Annotated in this window: 19 protein-coding genes; 12 read left to right on the top strand and 7 right to left on the bottom strand. The window is 59.8% G+C overall.

Going from position 1 to position 22,959, the window contains the following annotated elements:
- Nucleotides 1-258 precede the first annotated feature (258 nt).
- Complete coding sequence (locus OKW30_RS36225) at nt 259-750, top strand: DUF4126 domain-containing protein (RefSeq protein ID WP_090807556.1); 492 nt, start codon at nt 259-261, stop codon at nt 748-750.
- A 65-nt stretch (nt 751-815) separates the two neighbouring features.
- Here the strand turns inward: OKW30_RS36225 and tehA are convergent, their stop codons facing one another.
- The 3 genes from tehA to OKW30_RS36210 form a co-directional block, all read right to left on the bottom strand.
- The gene (gene tehA / locus OKW30_RS36220; RefSeq protein WP_429291719.1) at nt 816-1,838 is read right to left on the bottom strand and encodes a dicarboxylate transporter/tellurite-resistance protein TehA; all 1,023 of its coding nucleotides are present in this window, start codon (nt 1,836-1,838) and stop codon (nt 816-818) included.
- A gap of 180 nt (nt 1,839-2,018) precedes the next feature.
- Entirely contained in the window at nt 2,019-2,369 is a 351-nt protein-coding gene (locus tag OKW30_RS36215) for a response regulator (RefSeq protein WP_184072869.1), read from the bottom strand.
- Between the two features lie 6 nt (nt 2,370-2,375).
- Nucleotides 2,376-3,896: an RAD55 family ATPase gene (locus OKW30_RS36210; protein ID WP_429348993.1), complete on the bottom strand. Its 1,521-nt coding sequence runs from the start codon at nt 3,894-3,896 to the stop codon at nt 2,376-2,378.
- Between the two features lie 507 nt (nt 3,897-4,403).
- Between OKW30_RS36210 and OKW30_RS36205 the strand changes: the two genes are divergently transcribed.
- Complete coding sequence (locus OKW30_RS36205; protein WP_184072871.1) at nt 4,404-5,450, top strand: phytoene/squalene synthase family protein; 1,047 nt, start codon at nt 4,404-4,406, stop codon at nt 5,448-5,450.
- A 184-nt stretch (nt 5,451-5,634) separates the two neighbouring features.
- On the top strand, nt 5,635-5,883 hold the full coding sequence (locus OKW30_RS36200; RefSeq protein WP_129961873.1) for a hypothetical protein: 249 nt from the start codon (nt 5,635-5,637) through the stop codon (nt 5,881-5,883).
- A 274-nt stretch (nt 5,884-6,157) separates the two neighbouring features.
- Here OKW30_RS36200 and OKW30_RS36195 read toward each other — a convergent pair whose 3' ends face one another.
- Complete coding sequence (locus tag OKW30_RS36195) at nt 6,158-6,472, bottom strand: DUF4148 domain-containing protein (protein WP_184024579.1); 315 nt, start codon at nt 6,470-6,472, stop codon at nt 6,158-6,160.
- 663 nt (nt 6,473-7,135) lie between these two features.
- Here OKW30_RS36195 and OKW30_RS36190 point away from each other — a divergent pair.
- From OKW30_RS36190 to OKW30_RS36165, 6 genes are all read left to right on the top strand, one after another.
- Nucleotides 7,136-8,371, top strand: coding sequence for an ABC transporter substrate-binding protein (locus OKW30_RS36190; RefSeq protein WP_429349229.1), 1,236 nt, complete (start codon nt 7,136-7,138; stop codon nt 8,369-8,371).
- Nucleotides 8,368-11,316 (top strand): bifunctional diguanylate cyclase/phosphodiesterase, encoded by a 2,949-nt coding sequence (locus tag OKW30_RS36185; RefSeq protein WP_429348992.1) that lies wholly within the window; start codon nt 8,368-8,370, stop codon nt 11,314-11,316. The genes OKW30_RS36190 and OKW30_RS36185 overlap by 4 nt, the downstream gene beginning before the upstream one ends.
- Nucleotides 11,317-11,531: 215 nt before the next feature.
- Nucleotides 11,532-12,050 carry a hypothetical protein gene (locus tag OKW30_RS36180; protein ID WP_429348991.1) on the top strand — a complete coding sequence of 173 codons (519 nt, stop codon included), beginning with the start codon at nt 11,532-11,534 and terminating at the stop codon, nt 12,048-12,050.
- A 192-nt stretch (nt 12,051-12,242) separates the two neighbouring features.
- Nucleotides 12,243-12,839 (top strand): hypothetical protein, encoded by a 597-nt coding sequence (locus OKW30_RS36175; protein ID WP_429348990.1) that lies wholly within the window; start codon nt 12,243-12,245, stop codon nt 12,837-12,839.
- 447 nt (nt 12,840-13,286) lie between these two features.
- Nucleotides 13,287-13,754: a 2OG-Fe(II) oxygenase gene (locus tag OKW30_RS36170; RefSeq protein ID WP_429348989.1), complete on the top strand. Its 468-nt coding sequence runs from the start codon at nt 13,287-13,289 to the stop codon at nt 13,752-13,754.
- Complete coding sequence (locus OKW30_RS36165) at nt 13,744-13,944, top strand: 2OG-Fe(II) oxygenase (protein ID WP_429349228.1); 201 nt, start codon at nt 13,744-13,746, stop codon at nt 13,942-13,944. Before OKW30_RS36170 ends, OKW30_RS36165 begins: the two co-directional genes overlap by 11 nt.
- Before the next feature lie 244 nt (nt 13,945-14,188).
- Here OKW30_RS36165 and OKW30_RS36160 read toward each other — a convergent pair whose 3' ends face one another.
- The 3 genes from OKW30_RS36160 to OKW30_RS36150 form a co-directional block, all read right to left on the bottom strand.
- Nucleotides 14,189-14,725 carry a hypothetical protein gene (locus tag OKW30_RS36160; RefSeq protein ID WP_429348988.1) on the bottom strand — a complete coding sequence of 179 codons (537 nt, stop codon included), beginning with the start codon at nt 14,723-14,725 and terminating at the stop codon, nt 14,189-14,191.
- Nucleotides 14,726-14,732: 7 nt separating this feature from the next.
- Nucleotides 14,733-15,998: an SEL1-like repeat protein gene (locus OKW30_RS36155; RefSeq protein WP_429348987.1), complete on the bottom strand. Its 1,266-nt coding sequence runs from the start codon at nt 15,996-15,998 to the stop codon at nt 14,733-14,735.
- A 586-nt stretch (nt 15,999-16,584) separates the two neighbouring features.
- Nucleotides 16,585-16,956, bottom strand: coding sequence for a DUF3846 domain-containing protein (locus tag OKW30_RS36150; protein ID WP_429348986.1), 372 nt, complete (start codon nt 16,954-16,956; stop codon nt 16,585-16,587).
- Nucleotides 16,957-17,722: 766 nt separating this feature from the next.
- Here OKW30_RS36150 and hsdR point away from each other — a divergent pair.
- From hsdR to OKW30_RS36135, 3 genes are read left to right on the top strand one after another with little or no spacing between them, the layout of a single operon-like run.
- Nucleotides 17,723-20,104: an EcoAI/FtnUII family type I restriction enzme subunit R gene (gene hsdR / locus OKW30_RS36145; protein ID WP_429348985.1), complete on the top strand. Its 2,382-nt coding sequence runs from the start codon at nt 17,723-17,725 to the stop codon at nt 20,102-20,104.
- A gap of 12 nt (nt 20,105-20,116) precedes the next feature.
- Nucleotides 20,117-21,709, top strand: a complete 1,593-nt coding sequence (locus OKW30_RS36140; protein ID WP_429348984.1) for an N-6 DNA methylase — start codon at nt 20,117-20,119, stop codon at nt 21,707-21,709.
- Complete coding sequence (locus tag OKW30_RS36135; protein ID WP_429348983.1) at nt 21,706-22,956, top strand: restriction endonuclease subunit S; 1,251 nt, start codon at nt 21,706-21,708, stop codon at nt 22,954-22,956. Before OKW30_RS36140 ends, OKW30_RS36135 begins: the two co-directional genes overlap by 4 nt.
- Nucleotides 22,957-22,959 lie beyond the last annotated feature (3 nt).

Raw genomic sequence — 22,959 nt, 5'->3', positions numbered from 1 at the left:
AGTCGAATTGTGCGACACTAGGGCCACATCGACGGGGGCCATCGCATGCGCGGCGCCGCGCCAGACGCGCGGTGGCGAGTCGGCAATGAAGAGCCGGCAATTGTGAGCAACGGTGAACGGCCGCCACGGATTGCCTCGATGTAGGTGGTGAGAAGTTGACTGTCCAGATGGAATGCTCGACATGTTCTGCCGACGTTCGTCCAGGTAAGCCGTCGGCTCGTGCAACCTTGCATCATTGCCCTCGATCGGGAGTCCGCTATGTCCGTGTATGTTCTGGCCTTGCTGATTGGCGTCGTCGCCGGCCTTCGCTCGATGATCGCCCCCACCGCCGTCAGCTGGGCCGCGCGTCTGGGATGGCTGCCGCTGCAAGGCACGTCGCTTGCCTTCCTCGGCTTCGCGGCCACGCCGTATATCTTCACCGTGCTGGCGGTCATCGAACTGATCACGGATCAATTGCCCGAAACGCCGAGCCGCAAGGTGCCGCTGCAGTTCGGCGCGCGAATCGTGCTCGGTGCGCTGAGCGGCGCGGCGATCAGCGGCGCGCATGGCGGCCTGGCGGGCGGCATGATCGTCGGGGTGGTGGGCGCGGTGGTCGGCGCGGTAGGCGCGGTGATCGGCACGCTCGGCGGCGCGAAGGTGCGCAGTTCGCTCGCCAGCATGTTCGGGCGCGATGCGCCCGCGGCGTTGATCGAGGACGTGGTCGCGATCGTCGCGGCTGCGTTGATCGTCGTGTCGTTGCACGGGTTCTGACACGAACGCAAAAACGCGGCGGGACGCTTTGCGCGTCGCCGCCGCGTTCGGTCGCTGCCCGCAGCTTATCGAACCCGGGCGATCCGCGCGGCGGTCGTGACTTGCGTGACCGGCGCCGCCGCCGTAGAACTCGCCGCCACGGGCGGCATCAGCTTGCCTTGCACGAGCAGCTGAAGCGTCTTCACGACCAGAATCGCGATGATCGCGTTCGCCACCACGAACAGAACCGGTGCCGCGAATTCGATCGGACCCGTCGCGCCGCGTTCGACGAGACGCAGGGCCATCGTCGGCAACGCCGCTACGCCGAAGCTGAACGCCCAGTAGCCGGGCACGAATGCCTGTTGGCGGATCCACGGCAGCAAACGCAGCAGCATCAGCGCCTGATAGAGACCGTAGCCGAGCAGCGCGTAGGCGAACAGATCGGGCGTGCCGCTGGTGAGGCTCAAATACGCGACACCACCGACGACTGGCGGCGCGAGTTGCACGCCGAGGGTCGGGCGCAGCGCTTCGGGCAGCGGTTCATGCACGGCGGCGCGATGCAGGATCATCGATTCGAGCGCGAGCCACGCCAGCATGCCGCCGCCGAAAAACAGCTCGCCCAGTTGATGGAAGCCGAATGCGGCCGAGCTCGCCGCCGCGACGAAGCCCGCTCCGACCGTCGGCAGATAGATCGCCGGCGTGGTCAGTTCGGGCTTGCGGCCGCCTTGCCACAGCTTGCCCTGTAGATAGACGCCGAGCCCAAGTTGCGCGATCGCCGCGATGCCGTACAGCGTCAGCGCGAGGGTATGCGCGTACGGCTGCAGCAGTTGCGCGGCAAGCAGCGTCGAGATCGGCGCGAGCGCGACGAACGAAGACTGCACCGGATGGTCCAGTTCGGCGCGTGCGTCGGCGGTCCGTGCGAACCACTTGTGCGCGTAGGCGGACAGAATGATGACCCAGACGGCGAGCGCCGCGATCGTCACCACGCTGCCGGCGACGGCCGGCAAATGCCACAGGCGGATTGCGACGCGCCACAGGTTGGCCAGCGCCAACGAGCCCACCGCGATGCCGAGGAAGCTAGCGGGAACCGCACCACGATTGCTGTTCATGACGACCTCCGAAAGTTGCGTCGCGCTGCGGGTTGCTGGCCATGCGCGTTCGATGGCCTACTGTAAAAGGCCACGGAGAATCGCAGAACGCTGCAAACGCTCGACAAATGGCGCGAGCGTCTCAAGCTGTGTTTTAGCGGGGGAAAGGGGCAGAGAAGGCGGGGGGAGGAAGGGCGGCCGTCAACCACCCATGCGCACCAGCATTGCCAGCAGCCGGTCGAATGAAAGCGGCTTGCGCGCGTAGGCAATATGCGGATTCGGCTGCACCGGAATGTCCGATGCGGCACTGCACAGGATGATCGGAATGTCGCGCAGCTCTGGGTCCTCATACAGTGCCGCGCACAACTGGAGGCCCGACATGACCGGCATCATGCAATCGGACACGACGATACCGGGCCGGCTCGAGCGGACCAGTTCGAGCGCGACGGCGCCGTTCGACGCCGTCCGTACCGCATAGCCGTGTCGTTCCAGCAGCAGCCGCCACACCGTGAGGATGTCGAACTCGTCGTCCACCACCAGAATGGTTTTCATGAGCGGCTAGGTTTTTCGCCGCGATTGCAGCGTAACCGACAGGCCCGGCGTCGATTGGATGCCCGCGGCGCCGGGCGAGCCGTCGATCACGTCGAGTCCTTGCGACGAAATCGACAGTTCGCGCAGTGACGTGTCGTGCGCGCTTTCGCGTTGCTTCACCACCGAAATCACGCGCCGCAGTCCGCCTTCGGTCTCGGCGTAGCGCAGCAGCACGAGGTTTTCGGTCAGCGCCGACACGCGCACGGCCTTCGCGTGACCCGGATCGCTGTACAGCGGCAGCTCCTCGGTGACGAGCGTCGTGATGGCCGCTTCGCGCAACTGATGCAGCAGTGCGTTCAGGAACAGGCCGAAGCGCTCGGTACGCAACGCCGAATCGCGAAAGCCCTCGACGCCGTCGATCACGATGCGCGTCGCGCCGGTCTGCTTGACGGTGGCGAGCGCTTTCGACGCGATTTCATCGACCGCGAGTTCGATCGCCGGCTGCCAAAGCACCATCAGACTACCGTCCTGCCACGCATCGGCAAGCGCGATCGACACCGCTTCGGCCTTGCCGATGAGTCTCTGCGGACCCTCGTAGAAGCCGAGATACACGCAACGCTCGCCGCGTGCGAGACCGGCCGCGAGGAACTGCAGGCACAGCAGCGTCTTGCCGACGCCCGACGGGCCGATCAGCGTGGTCGTCGAGCCTTGCGCGAAGCCGCCGCCGAGCAGGTTGTCCAGATGCGGCAAGCCGAAGCCGAGCCGGGCTTTCAGATCGACGGGGCCCGCTTGCTTCGCGCATTGCGCTTCGAGGCGCGGGAACATCAGCAGCCCGCTGCCGGCGATGCGGAAGAAGTGCTTGCCCATCAGATGATCGCGCGCGCGCATCTTGTGCACTTCGATTTCGCGCGCGCGCCGCATGCCGTCGTGATAGCGGTTCAGCTCGATCAGACCGTCCACCAGCGTGTGCTCGGGATGCGACTCGTTGCCCGACAGCGGCGCGAGCAGCAGTGTCGTGCAGTCCATCGCGGCGACCAGCGCGTTCAGCTCGTGGATGAACTTCGACAGCGACAGCTCGGTTTCGCTGAATTCGCGCGCACTGCGAAAGCCGTCGATGATCATCAGGCTCGGCCGGTAGTCGTAGATGCTCGACGCGATCAGCTTCAGGAAACCGTCGAGTCCGTCCTGCATCAGCTCGTGATAGCCGGACACGAACAGCATCTGCTGCGCGACCGCGGCTTCGTCGAAAAAGCTCAGGCCTTTCAGGTGAGCGAGCAGCTTGTCGTGCGATTCGGCGATCAGCGTCATGTACAGCACTTTCTCGCCTTGCCGCACCCGATGAAAACCGATCTGGCTCGACAGGATCGTCTTGCCGGCGCCGGCCATCCCCTCCAGTAGATAGACGCCACCGCTCACCAGACCGCCGCCGAGGATCTCGTCGAAACCGGGCACGCCGGTTTCGACATTGCGTCGCGCCGCGTCAGGCCGGGCCGCGTTAGGTCGCGCCGCGTCGGACGGGCGAGACGTGTTGGATGCGTCGGTAGTCATTGTCGATGTGTCGTTCAAAGTGCAAGCGACGGCCTGGTCGTAACCGTCCTGTGCTCAACCCCGTGGTGGCAGCAATCCCCATTCCCGATCGCGAGCGACAGTGTCCCGCGGCGTGAAATGCGGGGAGTCTATCCGGCAACGCGTGCCCGGCGAACGGCGTGTGCTCGACGGGGCGGCGTGAGAGGGCGAAAAAGGCCGGCGGCGAGGAGCCCGGTGCATGCGGTATGAGTGGGGAGTGAAGTGCGGTGGCCGGTCGAATTTGCAAACCGATGCAATGAAACGGAAAGGCGAGCGCTTCGCTCATACGGCGCCGCAGGCTGCGCTCGAGGCTGCCGATCACATAGGTCAGGTGCAGGTTCGAACGGCGGCTGCGAGCGGCGCCGGCTTCGGCGGACGGCTTCTGATGCTGGTTCATGGTGTACCGGGTGACGCGCCTCGCCGTATACAATTCGGCAGCGCCTGATCCCAGCGGGCTTTCACCCGCCTATTTGCCAACCGATCCAACCCATGCCGAATCCGACCCGGGCCTTTCTTCTCGGCCCGCTCCTGAAAGGCGTTTCACGCTCCTTCTATCTGACGCTGCGCGTGCTGCCCATCGGCATGCGCGATCCGATCGGCCTTGCATATCTGCTCGCGCGCGCGGCCGATACGATTGCGGACACCTCGCTGATCGCGCCGGGCCAACGCCTCGAATTGCTGCTCGCGTTGCGCGATCAGGTCAATGGCGTGGCCGTCGACAGCGCGCCGTTCCAGCGCATCGCCGCGGAAGTCGCGGGTCAGCAGGCGCAGTCGGATGAAAAGCTGCTGCTCGAATCGTTGAGCCCCGCGCTCGACGTGCTCGCGCAACTGAGCGAGTCCGACCGCCACGCGGTGCGCGCGATCGTCACGACGCTGACCGAGGGCATGGAATTCGATCTGCGCACGTTCCCCGACGAACGCTCCGGCCAGATCGCGGCGCTGCGCGAATACGACGAACTCGATCGCTATACGTATCTGGTCGCGGGCTGCGTCGGCGAGTTCTGGACCACGATGACTTACGCGCACATGCCGGCCACGCTGAAAGAACAGCCCGACACGATGAAGCAGCGTGGCGTGCGTTTCGGCAAGGCATTGCAGATGACCAACGTGCTGCGCGATTGCGGAAAGGACTTGCGCATCGGCCGCTGCTATCTGCCGCAGAGCATGCTCGAGCGCCACGGTCTGAGCGCGCGCGATCTGCTGCAACCGGCCAATTCGATGCGCGCGCGGCCGCTGCTCGTCGAACTGCTGCGCAAGACGCTCGATCATTTCCGCGCGGCGCTCGACTATACGCTCGCGATTCCGGTGAGCGCGGTGCGCTTGCGGCTCGCCTGCCTGTGGCCGATCCTCATCGGCCTCGACACCTTACTGCTGCTCGCGGATAACGACGCGTGGCTGGATCCGGCGAAAGTGTCGAAGGTGACGCGCCATGACGTGTATCGGATCATCGCGTCATCGCTGCTGCTGGTGCCGTCGAATGCGCTGGTCCGCCATGCGATCAATAGCCGCATCGCGCGGATTGAAACTCGGCTGTAGGCGTAAACGCCTACGGTTGCGCGCACAGTCACGCGCATCGAATAAAACTGAATCGCTTCAATGCACTACGAATCGCCCGCAGTAGCCGCGATTTATTCTGGATCATTGAATTTTCAACAATCGGGAAAGCCCCAGGCCACTGCATTCGCGCTTCACGTTAGTCTCTTCGAAAAGGAGGCGACCCATGCGACAAGCGTTCAATATTGCGTTGGTGCTTTTGCTTGGCTATCTGATGGCGGATCGGGCGTTGATGCGTGCGCAGGCGGGCGAGGTCGGCACGATTACGTGTCACCAGGGCGCGGCGCTCGTCAAATCGGACGCGTTGAAAAAGGGCTTTGGTGACGCTGGCGCGAGCGCGCAGAGCGAGAGCTTCCTGTCGAGTTGCCTAGTGACCGGGCGCGGCCAGGTCGGCAATCTGATCGCACGCGACTGAGCGCGGGCAGCTGAGAATTCATCGCGGCGCACGCAGAGCGTCGCGAAAAAGCGCCCAGACCGTGAAGGCCTGGGCGAAGTCATCGGGAGCCCGATGACGGAGGTAACCACATACGAACTGGCCCGCGCTCGGAGATACCCGAGTCGCGGGCCAGTTCATTTGAATCGGGGGGCGCGTCGCAAGGACGCGCTATCTGGAAGTGCTCGCGGTTCGTTTCGCCGTACGGCTTCGTGGCCACACAGCTGCGCTTGACGAACCGCCTGCCACCTACCGCTTACTGACCGAAGTAGACCGACTTCGGGCCACTCGTCGGAGCCGCATGGCTCGTTTGCGACGTACCGCTTACCACACCACCGAAGCCGGTAGCGGCTTGACCGACGCCGTTTTGCGCGTCGACGCGGGCTTGCGCAGCCTGGATGTCAGCCGGGTAGTGCGGGTCGGCGTGACCAGGTTGATAGCCTGCCTTTTCCAGTTGGATCAGCTCGGCGCGCACTTGAGCGCGGGTCACGGGCTGGTTGGCTTGCGCGAACGCGGCGACCGGAGCGGCGACAGCGACGGCGATGACAACGGCTTGAATCAGCGATTTCATGATACTTACCTCCAGTTCAGGGTTTTATCTTGCTGCGAACTTGCTTGTTCGTAGTCAGTGATTGCATTGTAATTTGGCGAACTTGACAGAGTAAGTCGTGAGATAGGTAATGTTTGTTGCGAAAATTGATATAAAGCGACGGAACTTTTAGGGTTAACGCGTAGACGTGTGTCCGGTGTCACAGGAAATGAAAACTATGCGAGGTCGGTGACGTCTGAGCCGCTCCCCTCGTATCGGCGACTTCCCGTCATGCCGGCGAGATTCGGGCTCCCTTTAGTTAAAGTATCTGCGTCTGTTGCCGATATGCCGTGTGAGTGCCGACCCGTCAAGAGTTCCAGGCAGCCCTGTTTTATAAACATTCATTCAGGTGCCGATCGATAGGCGTCGTCGATGACAAAAGATCGGCCGGCAGCGAGAAAGATTTGTGATGAAATGCGCAGCAGCATGCCGGTCTTCGTCACAACTTACCGCTGCAGGGACGCCGCCATGGTTATGCAAGTGATTCGACCGCGATGAAAGTTTCACCGGTTTGCCATCGAATGCGCCCATAGCCTCTGCCGAGGGCCGCCCAATCCATGCCGAACCTGAAAAAGTGAACCCCACGTGCGACAAACTGAGTTTGGCTCCTTGCTGTCGGTCTTGGCCTGTTTCATTCTTTTCTCGTTGTGCGGTTGCCATCAGCGAGACCACGATTCTTCGAGCACGAGCGGGCCGGCCAGTACCACCATCACCGCCTTGGTCTGGGCTCCTGACTGGCCGGAAGAAATGCTTCAGATTGCTGCCGAATTCAGCAAGCTGAATCCGGACATACACGTGGATGTGCAGTTCATGATTGGCAATTCGGTGGAAGAAAATATCAAGCCGCGGATCGCCTCCGGCAACTTGCCCGATCTGGTGAGTATCAACCCGAATGCCTACGCGGCCGACCTGGCCGATCAAGGGCTCCTCGCCGACGTTAGCAAGACATCCGCCTGGAACAACATGCTCGATCCTCTCAAAAAGGACTGGACCAGTCGCCAATCCAGGCACTTTGGAATAGCGGGGGGAATGGCTACGACTTTGATCTATTACAACCAGGACATGTTTGCGAAGGCGGGGATCAGGGAGCTGCCGACCAATTTCAACGAATTCCTGGCGGTTTGCGAACAGCTCAAACGTGCGGGCTATACGCCAATAATGTGGAACGGCGGCTTCCCAAATATGCTTGGCAACGGCCCCTTCAGTTCAGGCTTTGCTAACAATGTGGTTGCGCGCGAGCCAGACTGGAAGGACAAAATCAGCGATGGCACACTGGATTTGAACACCCCCCAGGTAGCGGATATTTTCGCCAGGATCAGGCTGATGCCGGAACGGGGTTTCGTACAGGAATCGTTCATGACAACTGGCTACGATGATGGCATACGGCTATTCAAGGAGGGCAAAGTCGCGATGGCTTTTCACGGTAGCTGGGCAGCCGGTCTGTTGCTGCACGGCAATCCCTTTGAAGTTGGCGTGCTCATCCCGCCCTGGAACGCGCCAGGCGAGCAGGTGGTGCCCGTGATCGGCAGCGAAACCGGGTTTGCGGTGTCGGAAACGCCCAACAAGGCCGCGGCAATGCGTTTTCTCGAGTTCGTCGCTGGGCAGGGGTTTTCCATCCTCCAGACTAAGCGCCAGAACATTTCTCCATTCAAGCAGTTCCCGGGGACGGTGGTGAGCGATCAGAAGATTGTCGACTACACAAACATGGTCAGTCGCTATGCTGTGACCGGCAGCCCGTACTATTCGTTTCTACCTTCCAATTCCATCGAGCGCTTGCATCGATTGATACAGGATGTGCTGTTCAGGAAAATCACGCCAATGCAGGCTGCAAAACTCCTGGACGAGTCTGTTAAGAATGAAGCGAAGATGCACTACAAATGAGCCCATTGATCGCCTGGCTGCGAAGCGCATTCGCCTACTTCTCGTTGGATCTGCTGCGCCGGGTCGAAATTCGCTACCGGCTGATAACCGCGTTTATCCTGCTTTCGCTGATACCGATACTTGTCTCCAGCTACATATCGTATGTGGAGTCAACAGCAGAGTTCAAGCACAAAGCGGAGATATTTTCCAAAGAGGTAGTCAAACAGGTATCCAAAAACATCTCGTTACGGATGGAGCAGATCGAGACGGAGAGCAGCCTTCTGGTGCTCTCCGATCAGGTTCAAGACGCGCTGACCCGCATCGCACACGGCAATGAAAAGGAGCAGAGCGAAGCTCGCCAGGATCTGACCCGACTGCTCCTGGAGCACTACGGCGCGGTTGATTTCATCAACCAGAAATATTTTCTCGACAAGGACAACCGGATCACGGACACCCAGGCGTTCGCGCAATTGACGCGGAGTGTGGTGCATCTGGTCCAGCAGGCTCCCGATCGAAATGGCCGGCCTTACTGGGGCAGCTATGACAACGGGGCCGGTCAGCAAGATCTCGGGATGGTGCGCGCCATCATCGGCAAGAGCGACAATCGGCAGATCGGTAATCTGGTTCTAGTGATTCGCCCCGAGTATTTCTCAGCGATTTTCAATGACGTCGCCGTGGGCAGTGGAACGGAGATCTATGTACTTGACGCCAGCAGCGACAAGCTGATTGTTCGTGCCGACGGCTCTTCAATGAGCACCGACGGAAAGGCTGAACCGGGTCTGCTCGAAAGAATCACAAACGCCGATCCGCACGGCGAGCCAAATGGCTTCGTCGACTTCCATGGCAAGAATGGCGACCGATATCTCGCTGCATACACGGGTATCGCCGGCACAAAATGGTTTGTGGTCAGTACGATCCCGGAGAAGAAGTTGACGGCGGAGGCACAGTCCGTACGCGATCAGATCATACTGGTGGGCATTTCGGGGTTTCTGCTTTCGATCTTCCTCGCCAACTTCATTTCACACAGCATCTCTGTACCGCTCAAAGATCTGGTGCGAAGGATGGACGACACCGGTAGCGATGCAGGCGCAGAGGCGGAGGCATCGGTGGACGCGCGCAGTGAGATTGGCGTAAAGGATGAATTGGGCAGATTGGCGCACAGGTTCGAACGAATGAGTGCGGCGATCGGGCAGAAGATCCAGAAGATCAACGAGATCAACGCTACCCTGGAGCAGACGGTCATCGAGCGAACGGCCGAGCTCGTCGCCAAAGAGCAGGAGTCGCGCACGTTGATCGAGAATTCACCTGACACGATCACGCGCTACGACCGGGAGCTGCGCCGCACCTACGCCAATCCGGCTTTCTGTGTCTCGGCGGCCCGCAGCCTTCGCGAATCGCTCGGCAAACGGCCCTCAGAGATACCGGGCGGTGCTAACGCGCTGGCTTACGAGAAGAAGATCAGCGAAACCATTACAACCGGGAAAAGTCGCCAATTCGAACTGAGATGGCTCAGTAAGGACGGACAGGAACAGTGCAGCCATATCAGGCTCACTCCAGAGATCGACGCGTCGGGCGAGGTGAACTCCGTGTTGGCGGTCGGTCGTGATTTGTCGGACCGGATGGCATTCGAGGCAACGATATGGAAACAGGCTAATTACGATGCGCTGACCCATCTCCCGAACCGCCAGATGTTTCATGCCCGTCTCGAGCATGAAGCCGGCGTGTCCCATCGCTCCGGGCGGCCGATGGCCTTGATGCTGATCGATCTCGACCGCTTCAAGGAGGTCAACGACTCGCTCGGACACGATATGGGCGACATCCTGCTGATCGAGGCCGCGGGGCGCATTACCTCGTGTGTGCGTGAATTCGACACGGTCGCTCGACTTGGCGGTGACGAGTTCACGGTGATTCTGCCCGAGTTGGACGACACCGGGAGCATCGAACAGATCGCGAAGACGATCATCGCCACGCTGGCCCAACCCTTCAAGCTTGGTCCGGACGAGGCTTTCATTTCTGCGAGTGTCGGAGTCACGCTTTATCCTGACGACGGGACAGAACTGGATGTTCTCTTCAAGAATGCCGACCAGGCCATGTACGCGGCCAAAGCCGCGGGGCGCAACCGTTTCCATTACTTTACGCCCGAGTTGCAAGTGGCGGCAGAAAAGCGCCGGCGTCTCACGAGCGATCTACGTACCGCCCTGCAAGCCGAACAGTTCCGTGTTTATTACCAGCCTATCGTCAATCTGGCGACTGGCGAAATTTACAAAGCTGAAGCGCTAATTCGCTGGCTGCACCCTGTGCGCGGCACGATCAGTCCAGTGGATTTCATCGCATTGGCCGAAGACACGGGGCTCATCGTTCCGATCGGCGATTGGGTGTTCAAACAGGCCGTGCGCCAGGCGCGTCAATGGCGCCGACGATTCCATCCATCGTTTCAGATCAGTGTCAACATTTCACCGGTGCAGATTCGCCAGGACAATCTGGTGTGTATCCAATGGTCGGAATACCTCATTCGGCAAGGCATGCCTAGACAGAGCGTGGCAATTGAAATAACCGAAGGGCTGTTACTGGACGCCGAACTGAACGAGAAGTTGCTGAGTTTCCGCGAGGCAGGAATCGGGATTTCGATCGACGACTTCGGGACCGGTTACTCGTCCTTAGCCTATCTGAAGCGCTTCGACATCGATTATCTCAAGATCGACCGTTCATTCGTACAGAACCTCGGTTTCGACGGCGGCAATCAGGCGCTCTGCGAAGCAATGGTCATGCTCGCTCACAAGTTGGGATTGCAGGTTATTGCCGAGGGGGTCGAGACGACGGATCAACGTGATTTTCTCGCCGCCGTGGGTTGTGACTTTGCGCAAGGCTTTTTGTATTCGGAGCCGGTTCCATCTGATCAATTTGAGGAGCGGGTGTGGCCGACAGCCAGGCAGGCGGCTCACCAGGAGGTGCGCGACGAATCGTGAGCTATCGCCGAACGAGTGTATGCCAGGTATCGAGAAACGAGCCCCGGTTACGGTAGTCTCGAACGGTCGAAAAAAGTTCGACCGCAGTCCTCCGAGTTTTCGGGAGCAAGTCGAACGGCCATTCGCTCACAATGGGTCATCCGCCTTATTTTGGTGTAAGCGGTTCACTCCGGCCGCCCGGTATCATGTTTACCTCACGCGCGGACTCGGACCAAATGAACACTGCCAGCAACACCGACAATGAACAGACAAGTGCCATGGGGCTCGCACGGTATGCTTACGAGTACATCGAGGCGGCACACGTCGTGGACGAACAGATCGGCTCGCAGAACGGCTACGAGTTGGTCTCTCCGATACCGGCGTACTTCCTCGCAATGCACGGCATCGAATTGACGCTGAAGGCGTTTCTCCGTCATCAAGGCATAGGTGTGCACGCTCTGTCAAACCCGCGAGAGTACGGGCATGACCTTCACGGCTGCTTCCGGAAAGCAAAGGAACTAGGGTTGCTCGACGTATTCACGATGCGAGTTGGAGACGCTGACGCAATGGATATGCTGGTTGCACTGAACCATAGACAGGGGCTGCGATACATTCGCACTGGAAAGAAACACTTCCCGCTGTGGTCTATCGTTGAAAGGCTAGCGGTCCGCCTTCACCAGGCGGTCGCTCCAATCGTTGGATGTAAAACGTTCGACGTGACGTTCGGCCAGCCGCCTCAAGATTCAGTCGGCTGAATTTCGCGGCGCAATCTTGCGCTGTGAGCGACATTGTTACACTGGCGTCAAGATAACAACGGCGGCCGACCTTGGCGACGGCCGCACACGTTTTTCAGACCACACTGACGGCTGCGCTGACGTACTCACATCCGCCTTTAATCTCGAGCGGCCGCCAACTGCATTCACACCTTTTTTCGAGTGCGAACTAACATGAGCATCCTTCCTGACTGGAATTCGATAGAAAGTACCGCCCGTTTTAGCAATTTCCTTTTTTGGGTCAGCATCATTGCCTTGCTTGCTCTGGGTGCAGCGGAAGTAGGTACGCACATCTACGGAAATCGGTCGAGTTTCTTGGCTAGTCGGGATGCCGAAGCCAAACTAGTGCAATATCAGGATAGAAGCCTAAGCCTTGAGCAAATCAACGAGATTGGCAAAGAGCTTGGCCCCTTTGCGGGACGCAGTATTTATGTGGGATCGTTTGAAGGGCATGCCGAAAGCGCACGGGTAGGAACGATTATAGTTACCGCTCTTAACAAGGCTGGCATCCATGTCATAAATCGGTTAGGACTTGTGGTCCCAAACTTGGCTAGCAAAGGAATGGAGTTCGGAATTCGGATTGTGGGAGCAAACCTTGACCGTCCGTTCACTGATGCGCTGGAGAAGTCGTTTGGCGCGCCCGGACGTTTAGTAACCAATTCCACGGTGCTAGATGCGACCATGAGTGTTGATGGCGCGGTAGTGGGAATGATGATCCTGATGAAGGCTCCAATGCCTACCGGCTTAGAGGCTCAAACAAGTTCTCATTAACTGGCACGGACTGTCGACCGGCGCTCCCCCCAAAAAACGAAATGAAACGACTCCGACGCCAAATGACTGCGGAAGTCGATTATGCGACGTGTATCGTTGAGCCGCGAACGGTCGATAACTGAGGCGGATTCAACCGGTCGATGCAATAGTTCGATCGAATCGTTCAGCCGGTGTTTCGTAATCCAGGGTCTTTCGTGGTCGCTCGTTCAGCCTTCGTCCCACTCGTGTAGACTGCGCGGTTGTCCCAACAGATCGACCACCTCGACCCGGCTCTTCCTCCTGGGTCCGGCGTGTGTCAATGCCCGCGTTCGACGCGCCCCCGACAATGCTTGATGGTTTTGACCAGCTGGTAGCAGACCCGAGCGAGTACTCGATCGAGCCGCCAGCGGAAGAACAAATAAAACGGATGCATTTCTGGAACACCCCCTGATTGAAGCGGAAATCGAATTGCTGGTTGATTGCCTGATCGGCGACGCCGCGCCGGACGAGGCAATCGATGTCGCGTCGAATTCCCGATCCAGCGAATTCGACATCGCGACACGCGCGCTCGCCGTCGACGGCTGGTGTGTCGTGTCGAACTTTTTGTCACAGAGCCAGACGCAGGCCTTATCGACCGAATGCATGGCCATGCACGACGCGCAGCTGCTGACACCAGCCCGTGTGGGGGCCAATCGCGCTGCCACACTTTTGCGCGGCGATAGCACGCACTGGTTCCAACCCGACGCGCTGAGCAAGCGGCAGCAGGCGTTCGCCGATCGCATCGACGCGCTACGGAACGCGCTCAACCGCGACCTGTTTCTCGGTCTGGTCGATAGCGAATCACACTACGCGGTATATCCGCCAGGTGCCGGATACGCACGCCACCTCGACTGCCTGCGTAACAGCGACAGCCGCGTGATTTCCGCTGTGTTCTAACCTCAACGAAGCGTGGCAGGACGCCGAGGGCGGCGCACTGCGGCTATACCTTGCCGATCAGTCTTATCACGACGTCTTTCCGCGCGCCGGAACGCTGCTCTTGTTTCTCTCGGCGGAGTTTGAACACGAGGTGCTGCCCGCCACGCGCGACCGCATGAGCATTGCATGCTGGATGAGGCAGAGGGTGTAAGCCGAACCGCGTGCGCATCTATGGTTAACGATCCAGGATCGCGCCCTTTCGGATCAGCTTGACAATCAATTGCCGGATTTCGTTAGTGTCCAGTTCGGCATGGTGCCGATAGCATACGCGCGAAGCCAACGCCGAGTCACGACAATGTGGCCGAGCTCGGAAGCTCAATCAAGCCGTGAGCCCTCCTTTCGCCCCCGTCACGCCGGGTGCAGCAGACGCGGGAACAGAGCCCCCAAAAAATAGCTCAGTGTCGGAGATTTTCCTCGCAATCTTCCCAGTACCGAAGCGGGTCGCGATGTTGTGGATAGTGTAAGTTGAGCCACTCTGACAACCTGGCCCAATCGGGATGGTTGGTACCAGTTTGAGCCGACCAGATCGACGACCTCTCAAGTACTTGACCGTTCACGCGATCACGGACGAGCAAGCTGCCCAGTCCGCTTGAACTGTCCGTCTGTGACTCAACCAGATACCGCGGCAGAATCCTGAGCTCAGCATCCTCGGCCCACCCGTATAAGGCGCGGACCACGCCGGACGGATCGCGCAACTCTATGGGTCCGCTTTCCGGGCGAACGGCTGTCCAACCTTCAGGAAACTCAGTGACAACCTCGTTTTTACCTTCCCTTACCCACTTCGCGCGCCCCCGAGCACACTCCCATTCGAGCGGCGTATAGCTGTTGACGTACTCCACCGACAGGCAACTGCCATCGCGCACGGCAGCAATGGCCTGCATTTCTTCAATCGTTAGCGGCTTCGGCCCACCATGATATTTTCGCTGTCCCATGAGCGCGCTACGCCTGATCGCTGTAGGACACCAGGCTCCAGTCCGCATTGGTGCGGTGCTTGCGCATGCCAAGCAGCGAATCGAGAAACGGAACGGGACGACGATCGTCCATGACGAGTTCCGGCATCACTTCACCTTTCCTGAAATGTCGTGTCGCCTCATAGCTGACCGACGCCCAATGCTTGTCGCACCACACACCACTCTCCGGGCAGACTTCACCCGTGCGCGCGACCGTACCCAAAGGCACGCGCTCGGCCTTCGCACTTTTGACCGGTGCAAGCGGCAGGCCCGTGGCGGGATCGAGATTCTTTTCCTTCGCCAGGCGCGCGACCAGACTCTCTTCGGGTTTCTGCGGCGGCTTCACGGCGTCCTGCTCCTTCTGCCACTGGAACGTGCCATCCCACTCCGGCAGCTTCGCGGGAGGCAGCGGCACGATCTGGTCGATGTCCGGCACCTTGGGATTCAGGCCGTCGTTGGCGTCGAGGAATTGGCCGATCAGTTTGTAGCGGCGCGAGCGCTCAGGATCATTCGGAAGGGCAAGGTAGTCGATGCGATCGTCCGGTGATGGTTTTTCGAAACCATTTTGCAGAGCATACGCAGCCAGGCTGTTGCCTGCCATAACGCCCTGCTGGAAAGCCTTGACTGCTTCTGCATAGTACTTCTCTCCCGCACGGCCCATAGCCAGGGAGGTCGCGGCCTTGCCATGTCCTTGATCCGCTGCACACCGGTACATTTGCAGTGCAATCTCAGGGGCGGCGTCAATGGGGTCCAGTTTCTCCGCGAGGTAATACTGCGCGTCCGGACTGCCCAGGTCCGCCGCCTTGCGGAAATAGCGCAAGGCTGTCACGCTATCCTGCTTCAGGCCGTAGCCGAGTTCTAGGTAATGGGCGATGTCGTAATAGCCACCGGGCACGTCCTGTTTCACCAGTTGGATTGCCAGATCGACCGACTCCTTCGATGCATTTGGCGAGTCGGCCAGCCCCGTCGATACCAGTTGCTGAAGATTGCTATTGGCCTTGTAGTGACCGTGGGCCGCCGCGATCCGGTAATACCGTGCGATATCGTCAAAGTCCTTCGGGCCGTCCTGCTTCTGCAGCCATCGACCGTATTTGAACAACCGCTCGGTGTCGGGATCGAGCGGCGGCAGGTGGTCAGCCTCATGCACACACGTAAACGCGAGGTTCGCGCGCACGGCGCTCAGGTCAGGTAGTGAAGTCAATGGATTCTCCTTGGTGCAGGCGCAGGCGAGGGTCGCCAGCAGGGCGATCAGCATGCCTTGTCTCATGGGTCAGTCCTCGTAAGTACGCGCAGGCGAGGTGCGCAGGAAGCCCACGAGCGATGCCATAGGGGCCATCTTTCTATTCTGGTTCTTGGTGTTCATGGAAATAATGTAGCTCCACCGCTTGTACGCCTCCGACACGTCATCCGTCGCCCCCTTTTCGTCCGTATGAAGCTGTCCTCGCCAGTTCCGGCAGACCGTTGCAGCGCACCGATTGCCGCCAGTGAACCCATATGCTTTACTTCGACTTGCTCCACCGCACTGCCTAACCACGGCGGCGCTAAAGAGCGCTCGACCACCTTAGCTTGCCGAAGCGCCACGTGCGACGCCGAGACCTGGAGGCACTTGCGCCGCGCCTTATCGGCACGTCGCGTTCGCCGCTCACAAGGCGCCTGGATCGGAGCGATCGCGGAACACTTTAGTCAGCGACGTGGGGCCGCGTGGGCGATTGACCGAAATGTGACGGCGTTCGGCTGTATCTCATCGTCGGGCGAGCGTCGCTTCATGGCCGCACGGAGCCAAACGATCGGACATTGACTACCTGACGGCTGCGGCCGCCAGGCAAAGCGCATGCTGGCGACTATCGCCCGGCAACAGCGTGATCCTGACGGCACCCGATGTCCGCCCAACTGATGCTTTCGCGCACGCGCTCCAGCGTTAGCTTGGGAGGCGTATCGTGCCCGTGGCGGTCTCGGCGGCCGACGACGAGCGCACGACCGCAGATCCAGTCGTTACGCAGCAGGCTAGTCAGGAACCAGGGCGGGCGTTCCCGGCGCAGCTTGCCGATGTCATCCACATACATCTCGTCAATGTTCACATCCAGCGCCAGCGCCTCGGTTATGTCGCACCCGATAAGCGTGCTCGCGCTCGCGGCATCCGGGCCTTCGCGTTCGCCGTTGTAGTCAACCTCCGTCACCGTGCGAGTGTGCGGATCAATCAGGATCGCTCTCATGTCATAACTCCTCTTTCGCCGCGAAGGCGTGGCCCGTGGTTACAGGTTCTTCATAACTCATTTCCAGTTGGAGTACTAATAGATTTCTCTGCGAATGCAGGACGCCCGGAAAACTGAGAATGCGGGATCGACAGCTCCGCCAGTCCTTGGTCACAGGGACACCGACCCAATATTCGTGCAAGCTTGCTGGCCTCAAGCCGGGTATGTACGCGATGATAGTGCGCAATTCAAGCGACTCCGCCCTCTCTCGCCCGGAGCTGAACAACGCTGCGCAGAACTTCGCTATCCTTCGGCGGATTGCAATGAATCTGTTACGGCAGGACAGGACTACAAACGTTGGAGTGAAAACCCGCCGCCTGAAGGCCGCGATCAGCGATCGCCTATCTCGAAAAATTGTGGGCTGGCATTCAAATTAACAATTGACCAATCACCCTGTCAAACAGACAGATTTAACGAAATTTGATATTTAAAATGCGGCCAGCATATCGTTGTGCACGCAATAAGCGAAAAACCACTTGTCACCTCCAAGAAAAATCCATACGATCCAACCCACGCAATGCCGCAAGATATCAAAAAAACGGCAAAACCATTCTCTTAGGTAAGACTCCTAACTTTGAGATGACAACCAAAACGCCCAAAGAAAATTTTCGTCGGCGGGCACAACCGCGGGGCTGTCAAATCGCGGAGCGATACAAGGACTCACGGACAATCATTGACAAGGTCACATCAGTCAGTGAGCAAGAAATCAGAAGGATGGACAGTAGCGTTGACTGAAGCTGACACTTGCCGTGAATACGTCACGCCTGCGTTGCAGAAGGCAGGCTGGGGTGACGCTCCCTGCTCCATCGGCGAGCAGCGACCGATTACAGACGGTCGCATTTTCCTGATCGGTGGCAAGGCGCGGCGAGCGAAGGTGCGCAAGCCCGACTACATCCTCTACTACCGCCGCGATTTCCCGATTGCCGTGGTCGAGGCCAAGGAAACCGGGCTGCCTGCGGAAAATGGGGTGCAGCAGGCTCGCGAGTATGCTCAGACGTTGAATCTGCGGTTCGCCTATGCCACCAATGGCCTGCGCATCATCGAGATCGACTACACCAGTGGTACCGAGCGCGAAGTGAAACGGTACCCTGCGCCAGAAGAACTATGGGCGCGCCTGAACCAGTCGGTCAGCCTGACGAAAGCCGCACTGCAAACCCTGCTGGAGCCGTACAACCTCGTCTCCGGCAAGACGCCGCGCTACTACCAGGACGCGACCATCCGCGCCGTGGTCGAGGCAATTCTTTCCCGCAGGAAGCGCGTGCTCGCGACGCTTGCCACTGGCACGGGTAAAACCAGTGTGGCCTTTCAGGTGTGCTGGAAACTCTGGAACAGCCGATGGAACCGCAATGGCGAGTACCGTCGTCCGAAAATCCTGTTCCTCGCCGACCGTAACCTTCTGGTGGACGATCCGAAGGACAGGGACTTCATCCATTTCGGCGATGCGAGGCACAAGATCAGCAGCGGCGACGCCAGCCAGGCGCGCGACATGTATTTCGGCATCTATCAGGCGCTCGTCACGACCAGCGAAGATGTTTTCCGGCAGTACCGGCCAGACTTCTTCGACCTCGTCATCATCGATGAATGCCATCGTGGCGCGGCACGCGACGACAGCAGCTGGCGCAAGGTACTGGACTACTTCTCCGGGGCGGTCCACTTCGGCATGACCGCCACGCCGTTGCGCGACGAATCGCGCGATACGTACGATTATTTCGGCAATCCGGTTTACCTTTACACCCTGAAGCAGGGTATCGAGGACGGCTTTCTCGCGCCGTATCGCGTGCATCGCGTCATCACCAGTGCCGACGCTGCAGGCTGGCGACCGAGCCGTGGCGAGGTGGACCGCTACGGGAGGGCCATTCCGGACGACGAGTACCAGACCAGGGATTTCGAACGCGTTGTCGCCTTGCGCGCCCGCACCAAGGCTATTGCCAGGCACCTGACCGGCTTCATGCGTGGCAGCGACCGCTTTGCCAAGACCATCGTGTTCTGCGTCGATCAGGAGCACGCATCCGAGATGCGGCAGGAACTGGTGAACCTCAATGCCGACCTGACGAAGGAATATCCGGACTATGTGTGCCGCGTCACCGGAGACGAGGGCGACATTGGCCTTGCCCACCTCGCCCACTTCCAGGACCTCGACAAGCCGACGCCAACCATCGTGACCAGTTCGCAGATGCTCACAACCGGTGTGGACGCGCCCACTGTCAAGAACGTGGTGCTCGCCCGTGTCGTCGGTTCGCAATCCGAATTCAAGCAGATCATTGGGCGGGGCACGCGTTTGCGCGTTGACTACGGCAAGGAGTTTTTCAACATCCTCGACTACACGGGCACGGCAACCCGGCACTTCGCCGATCCAGATTTTGACGGCTTCCCGGTGCTCGTGGAGGAACAGACGGTAGACGATGACGGCACCGTTACCGCGACCGAAATCAGCGAGCCGGAGCAACCGGACATTCCCCAGGCCGACAGCGCTGACGAGGAACCACAGCCCGGTGAGGGCGGTGGCGAGATTGTCGGCGGTGACGAGCCGAATGAACCGCGCAAGTATTACGTCGATAGCGGCGAGGTTGAAGTCATCGGGCATCTGGTTTATGACCTTGATGCGGACGGCAAGAAACTGCAAGTCGTGCGCTACACCGAATACACAGCGCGATCGGTGCGTTCACTGTTCCCGGCCCGCGAGGAACTGGAAAACGCCTGGGCAAAGCCAGACACGCGAGCTGAAGTGCTGCGCGAACTGGCCGAGCGGCACATCAGCTTCGATGAGCTCATCGCCGCCACGGGCCAGCCCGATGCCGATCCGCTGGATCTGCTGTGTCATCTGGCATGGAATGCGCCGCTGTTGACCCGCCGTGAACGGGCCGAACGCGCGAAGAAGCTGCATCCCGATCTGTTCGCGCGATACAGCGGTCTTGCGCGCGACATCCTCGGCCTGCTGATTGACCGCTATATCGAGCGCGGTCTCGCCAAGTTCGACAAGCCCTCCGAATTGCTGACGGTCGAACCCTTCGACCGTTTTGGCAGACCTTCTGAAATCGCCGCCTACTTCGGTGGCCCGAAAGCACTGCGCGCGGCCTTTGGCGGCCTGCAGCAGGCGTTGTATCAGTAAACGAAAGAAATCATGGTTCGAAAAGCAAAAACCGGAAAAGCCGTGCAGACCACGGCACAGCAGCTCTCCGCCCTCATCAAGTCCGTGCGCCAGATTCTGCGCAAGGACAAGGGCCTGAACGGCGATGCCGACCGCCTGCCGCTGCTGACGTGGGTGATGTTCCTGAAGTTCCTCGATGACCTTGAGCAGAGCCGCGAAGATGCAGCCGCACTCGATGGCGAAGACTACGAACCGCTCATCGAAGCGCCGTACCGCTGGCGCGACTGGGCGGCGAGGCCCGATGGCATCAATGGTGAAGAACTGCTGGCGTTCCTGAGCAGTGACAAAGCCGTGCGCCCGGACGGTAAACGCGGACAGGGCCTGTTCGCCTATCTGCGCGCGCAGGGCGACCGTGACGACCGCAACGGCCAGCGCCGGGTCATCGCCAACGTGTTCAGGGGCGTGCAGAACCGCATGGTCAGCGGCTACCTGCTGCGTGACGTGGTGAACAGGATCAACGCCATCCATTTCACTTCAAGCGAGGAAATCCACACGCTCTCTCACCTGTACGAATCCATGCTGCGCGAAATGCGCGATGCGGCAGGTGATTCCGGCGAGTTTTACACGCCGCGCCCGGTGGTCCGCTTCATGGTGCAGGTGACCGATCCGCGTCTGGGAGAAGCCGTGCTCGACCCGGCGTGCGGCACGGGCGGCTTTCTGGTCGAAGCCTACGAACATCTGCGCAAAAAGGTGGGCAAGGACCTGAAGCTGCGGGCTATGTTGCAGAACCACACCCTGTACGGCCAGGAAGCCAAGCCGTTGCCGTACATGCTGGCGGAAATGAACCTGCTGCTGCACGGTCTGGAAACGCCCCAGATCAGCTACGGCAACACGCTGGACGTCAAGCTCAACGACATCGGCCACACCGAGCGCGTGGACGTGATCCTGACCAACCCGCCGTTCGGCGGCGAGGAAGAAGCGGGTATCAAGGCGAACTTCCCGCCGACCATGCAGACCGGAGAGACCGCGCTGCTGTTCCTCCAGTACATCATGCGCAAGCTGCGCTTCAAGGACGCGATAGTGCCAAAGAATGGGGACATCAAGGCGCATCGTGCCAGACGTGGCGGGCGGGCGGCTGTGGTGGTTCCCAATGGCACGCTGTTCGCCGACGGCGTGGCAGCAGTCATCAAGGAGCAGCTTCTCAGGGATCTCAACCTGCACACCATCCTGCGCCTGCCGCAGGGTGTGTTCGCGCCATACACCGACATCCCGGCCAACCTGCTGTTCTTCGAACGCAGCGGACCGACGCAGGACATCTGGTATTACGAGATTGCTCAGCCGGAAGGCCGCAAAAAATACTCCAAGACCGCCCCCATGCAGTTCGATGAGTTCGCCGACTGCCTGGCGTGGTGGCCAGACCGGAAGGAGACGCCGCAGGCGTGGAAAGTCAGCGCCAGCGACATCGCCGCGCGCGGCTACAACCTCGACGTGAAGAATCCGAACGTGAAGCATGAGTTGGAGCACATCGCGCCTGCGGAACTGGTGGCACGCATGCGGGGACACGAAGGCGAGGTTTTGCGGCTGCTGGGAGAACTCGAAGCGCTGGTCGGCGAGGTGGCAGCGTGAGTAATTGGCCGATGGTTTCGCTTTACGAAATTGTCTCGCAAATTGATCGCGCTGAGCCCGTGAAGACGGACAGCAAGTACCGTTTGCTCGGTGTACGCCTGGAAGGAAATGGTGCATTTCACCGCGAAACGCTTTCTGGAAATGAAACATCAGCAACGCGCCTGAGCCGTGTTGAAGTCGGCGACTTCATTTACAGTCGTCTGTTCGCATGGCGGGGCGCTTTCGGCATCATCGGGCCGGAACTCGACGGCGCATTTGTGTCCAACGAATTTCCGCTATTCCGCGTAGATGATTCGCAGCTCGATTCCAGGTTTCTAAATCGCTGGTTCCAACTTCCGGCAACGTGGAAGCGCGTCGAGGAAGATTGCACTGGCAGCACGCCAACAACACGTAACCGTTTCAAGGAAGCATTTTTCTTGAAACTGGAAATCCCGCTTCCGCCGCTGCCCGAACAACGCGTTATCGTCGCCAAGCTGGACGATCTGAGCGACAAGACCACCCGAATCAACGCTCATCTGGATGCCGTTGAGTCCGAAGCCGACCGCTTGCTGGCGCTGAGTTTCCGTGATGCCATCGCCAGTGTGCCGTATCGCCCGATGAGTGAAGTTGCGCCGCTGGTGCGGCGTGAAGTCGAGATTGATGCGGAAGCCAGATATCCAGAACTCGGCATCCGTTCCTTTGGTAAAGGCACCTTCCACAAGCCTGCGGTGTCGGGAATGGAACTCGGTACGAAACGGTTGTTCCGCATCGAACCGGGCGATCTGCTGTTTTCCAACGTCTTCGCATGGGAAGGCGCAATCACTATTGCGCGACCAGAGGATGCCTGGCGCTTCGGTTCGCACCGATTTATGACCTGCGTGGTTGACTCGCAGAAAATCGAAGCCTCGTTTTTGCTTTATTACCTGCTCGGCAATGAGGGCTTGGAGAAAGTGCGCGAAGCATCGCCCGGTGGAGCGGGAAGAAATCGAACGCTTGGCGTCGAGAAGTTAGCCAGAATCGAGGTGCCGGTTCCACCGATGGCAGCGCAACGCGATTTCACCACGCTGCAAACCGCCGTCACTGAGCTCAAGGCGAAGCATGCCGCCATTCGCCAGTCCAGCAGCGCCGTGGTGCCAGCGGCTTTGGAACGTCTTTTTGGTGCGCACCGCACGCCCGCAGCGCAGTATCGCCGACCGGAACATCCGCCAGGTTGCGCCGCCATTCAGGCCTCTTTGTGTAACGACGACCTTGTCGTCGAAGCTGAGTGACTA

Origin of the sequence: Paraburkholderia sp. Clong3, from assembly GCF_050436485.1 — a bacterium.
In the GTDB taxonomy this organism is placed as follows: domain Bacteria; phylum Pseudomonadota; class Gammaproteobacteria; order Burkholderiales; family Burkholderiaceae; genus Paraburkholderia; species Paraburkholderia tuberum.
Note: the sequence above shows the minus strand (reverse complement) of the source record. Positions and strands in the feature narration are given on the sequence as shown.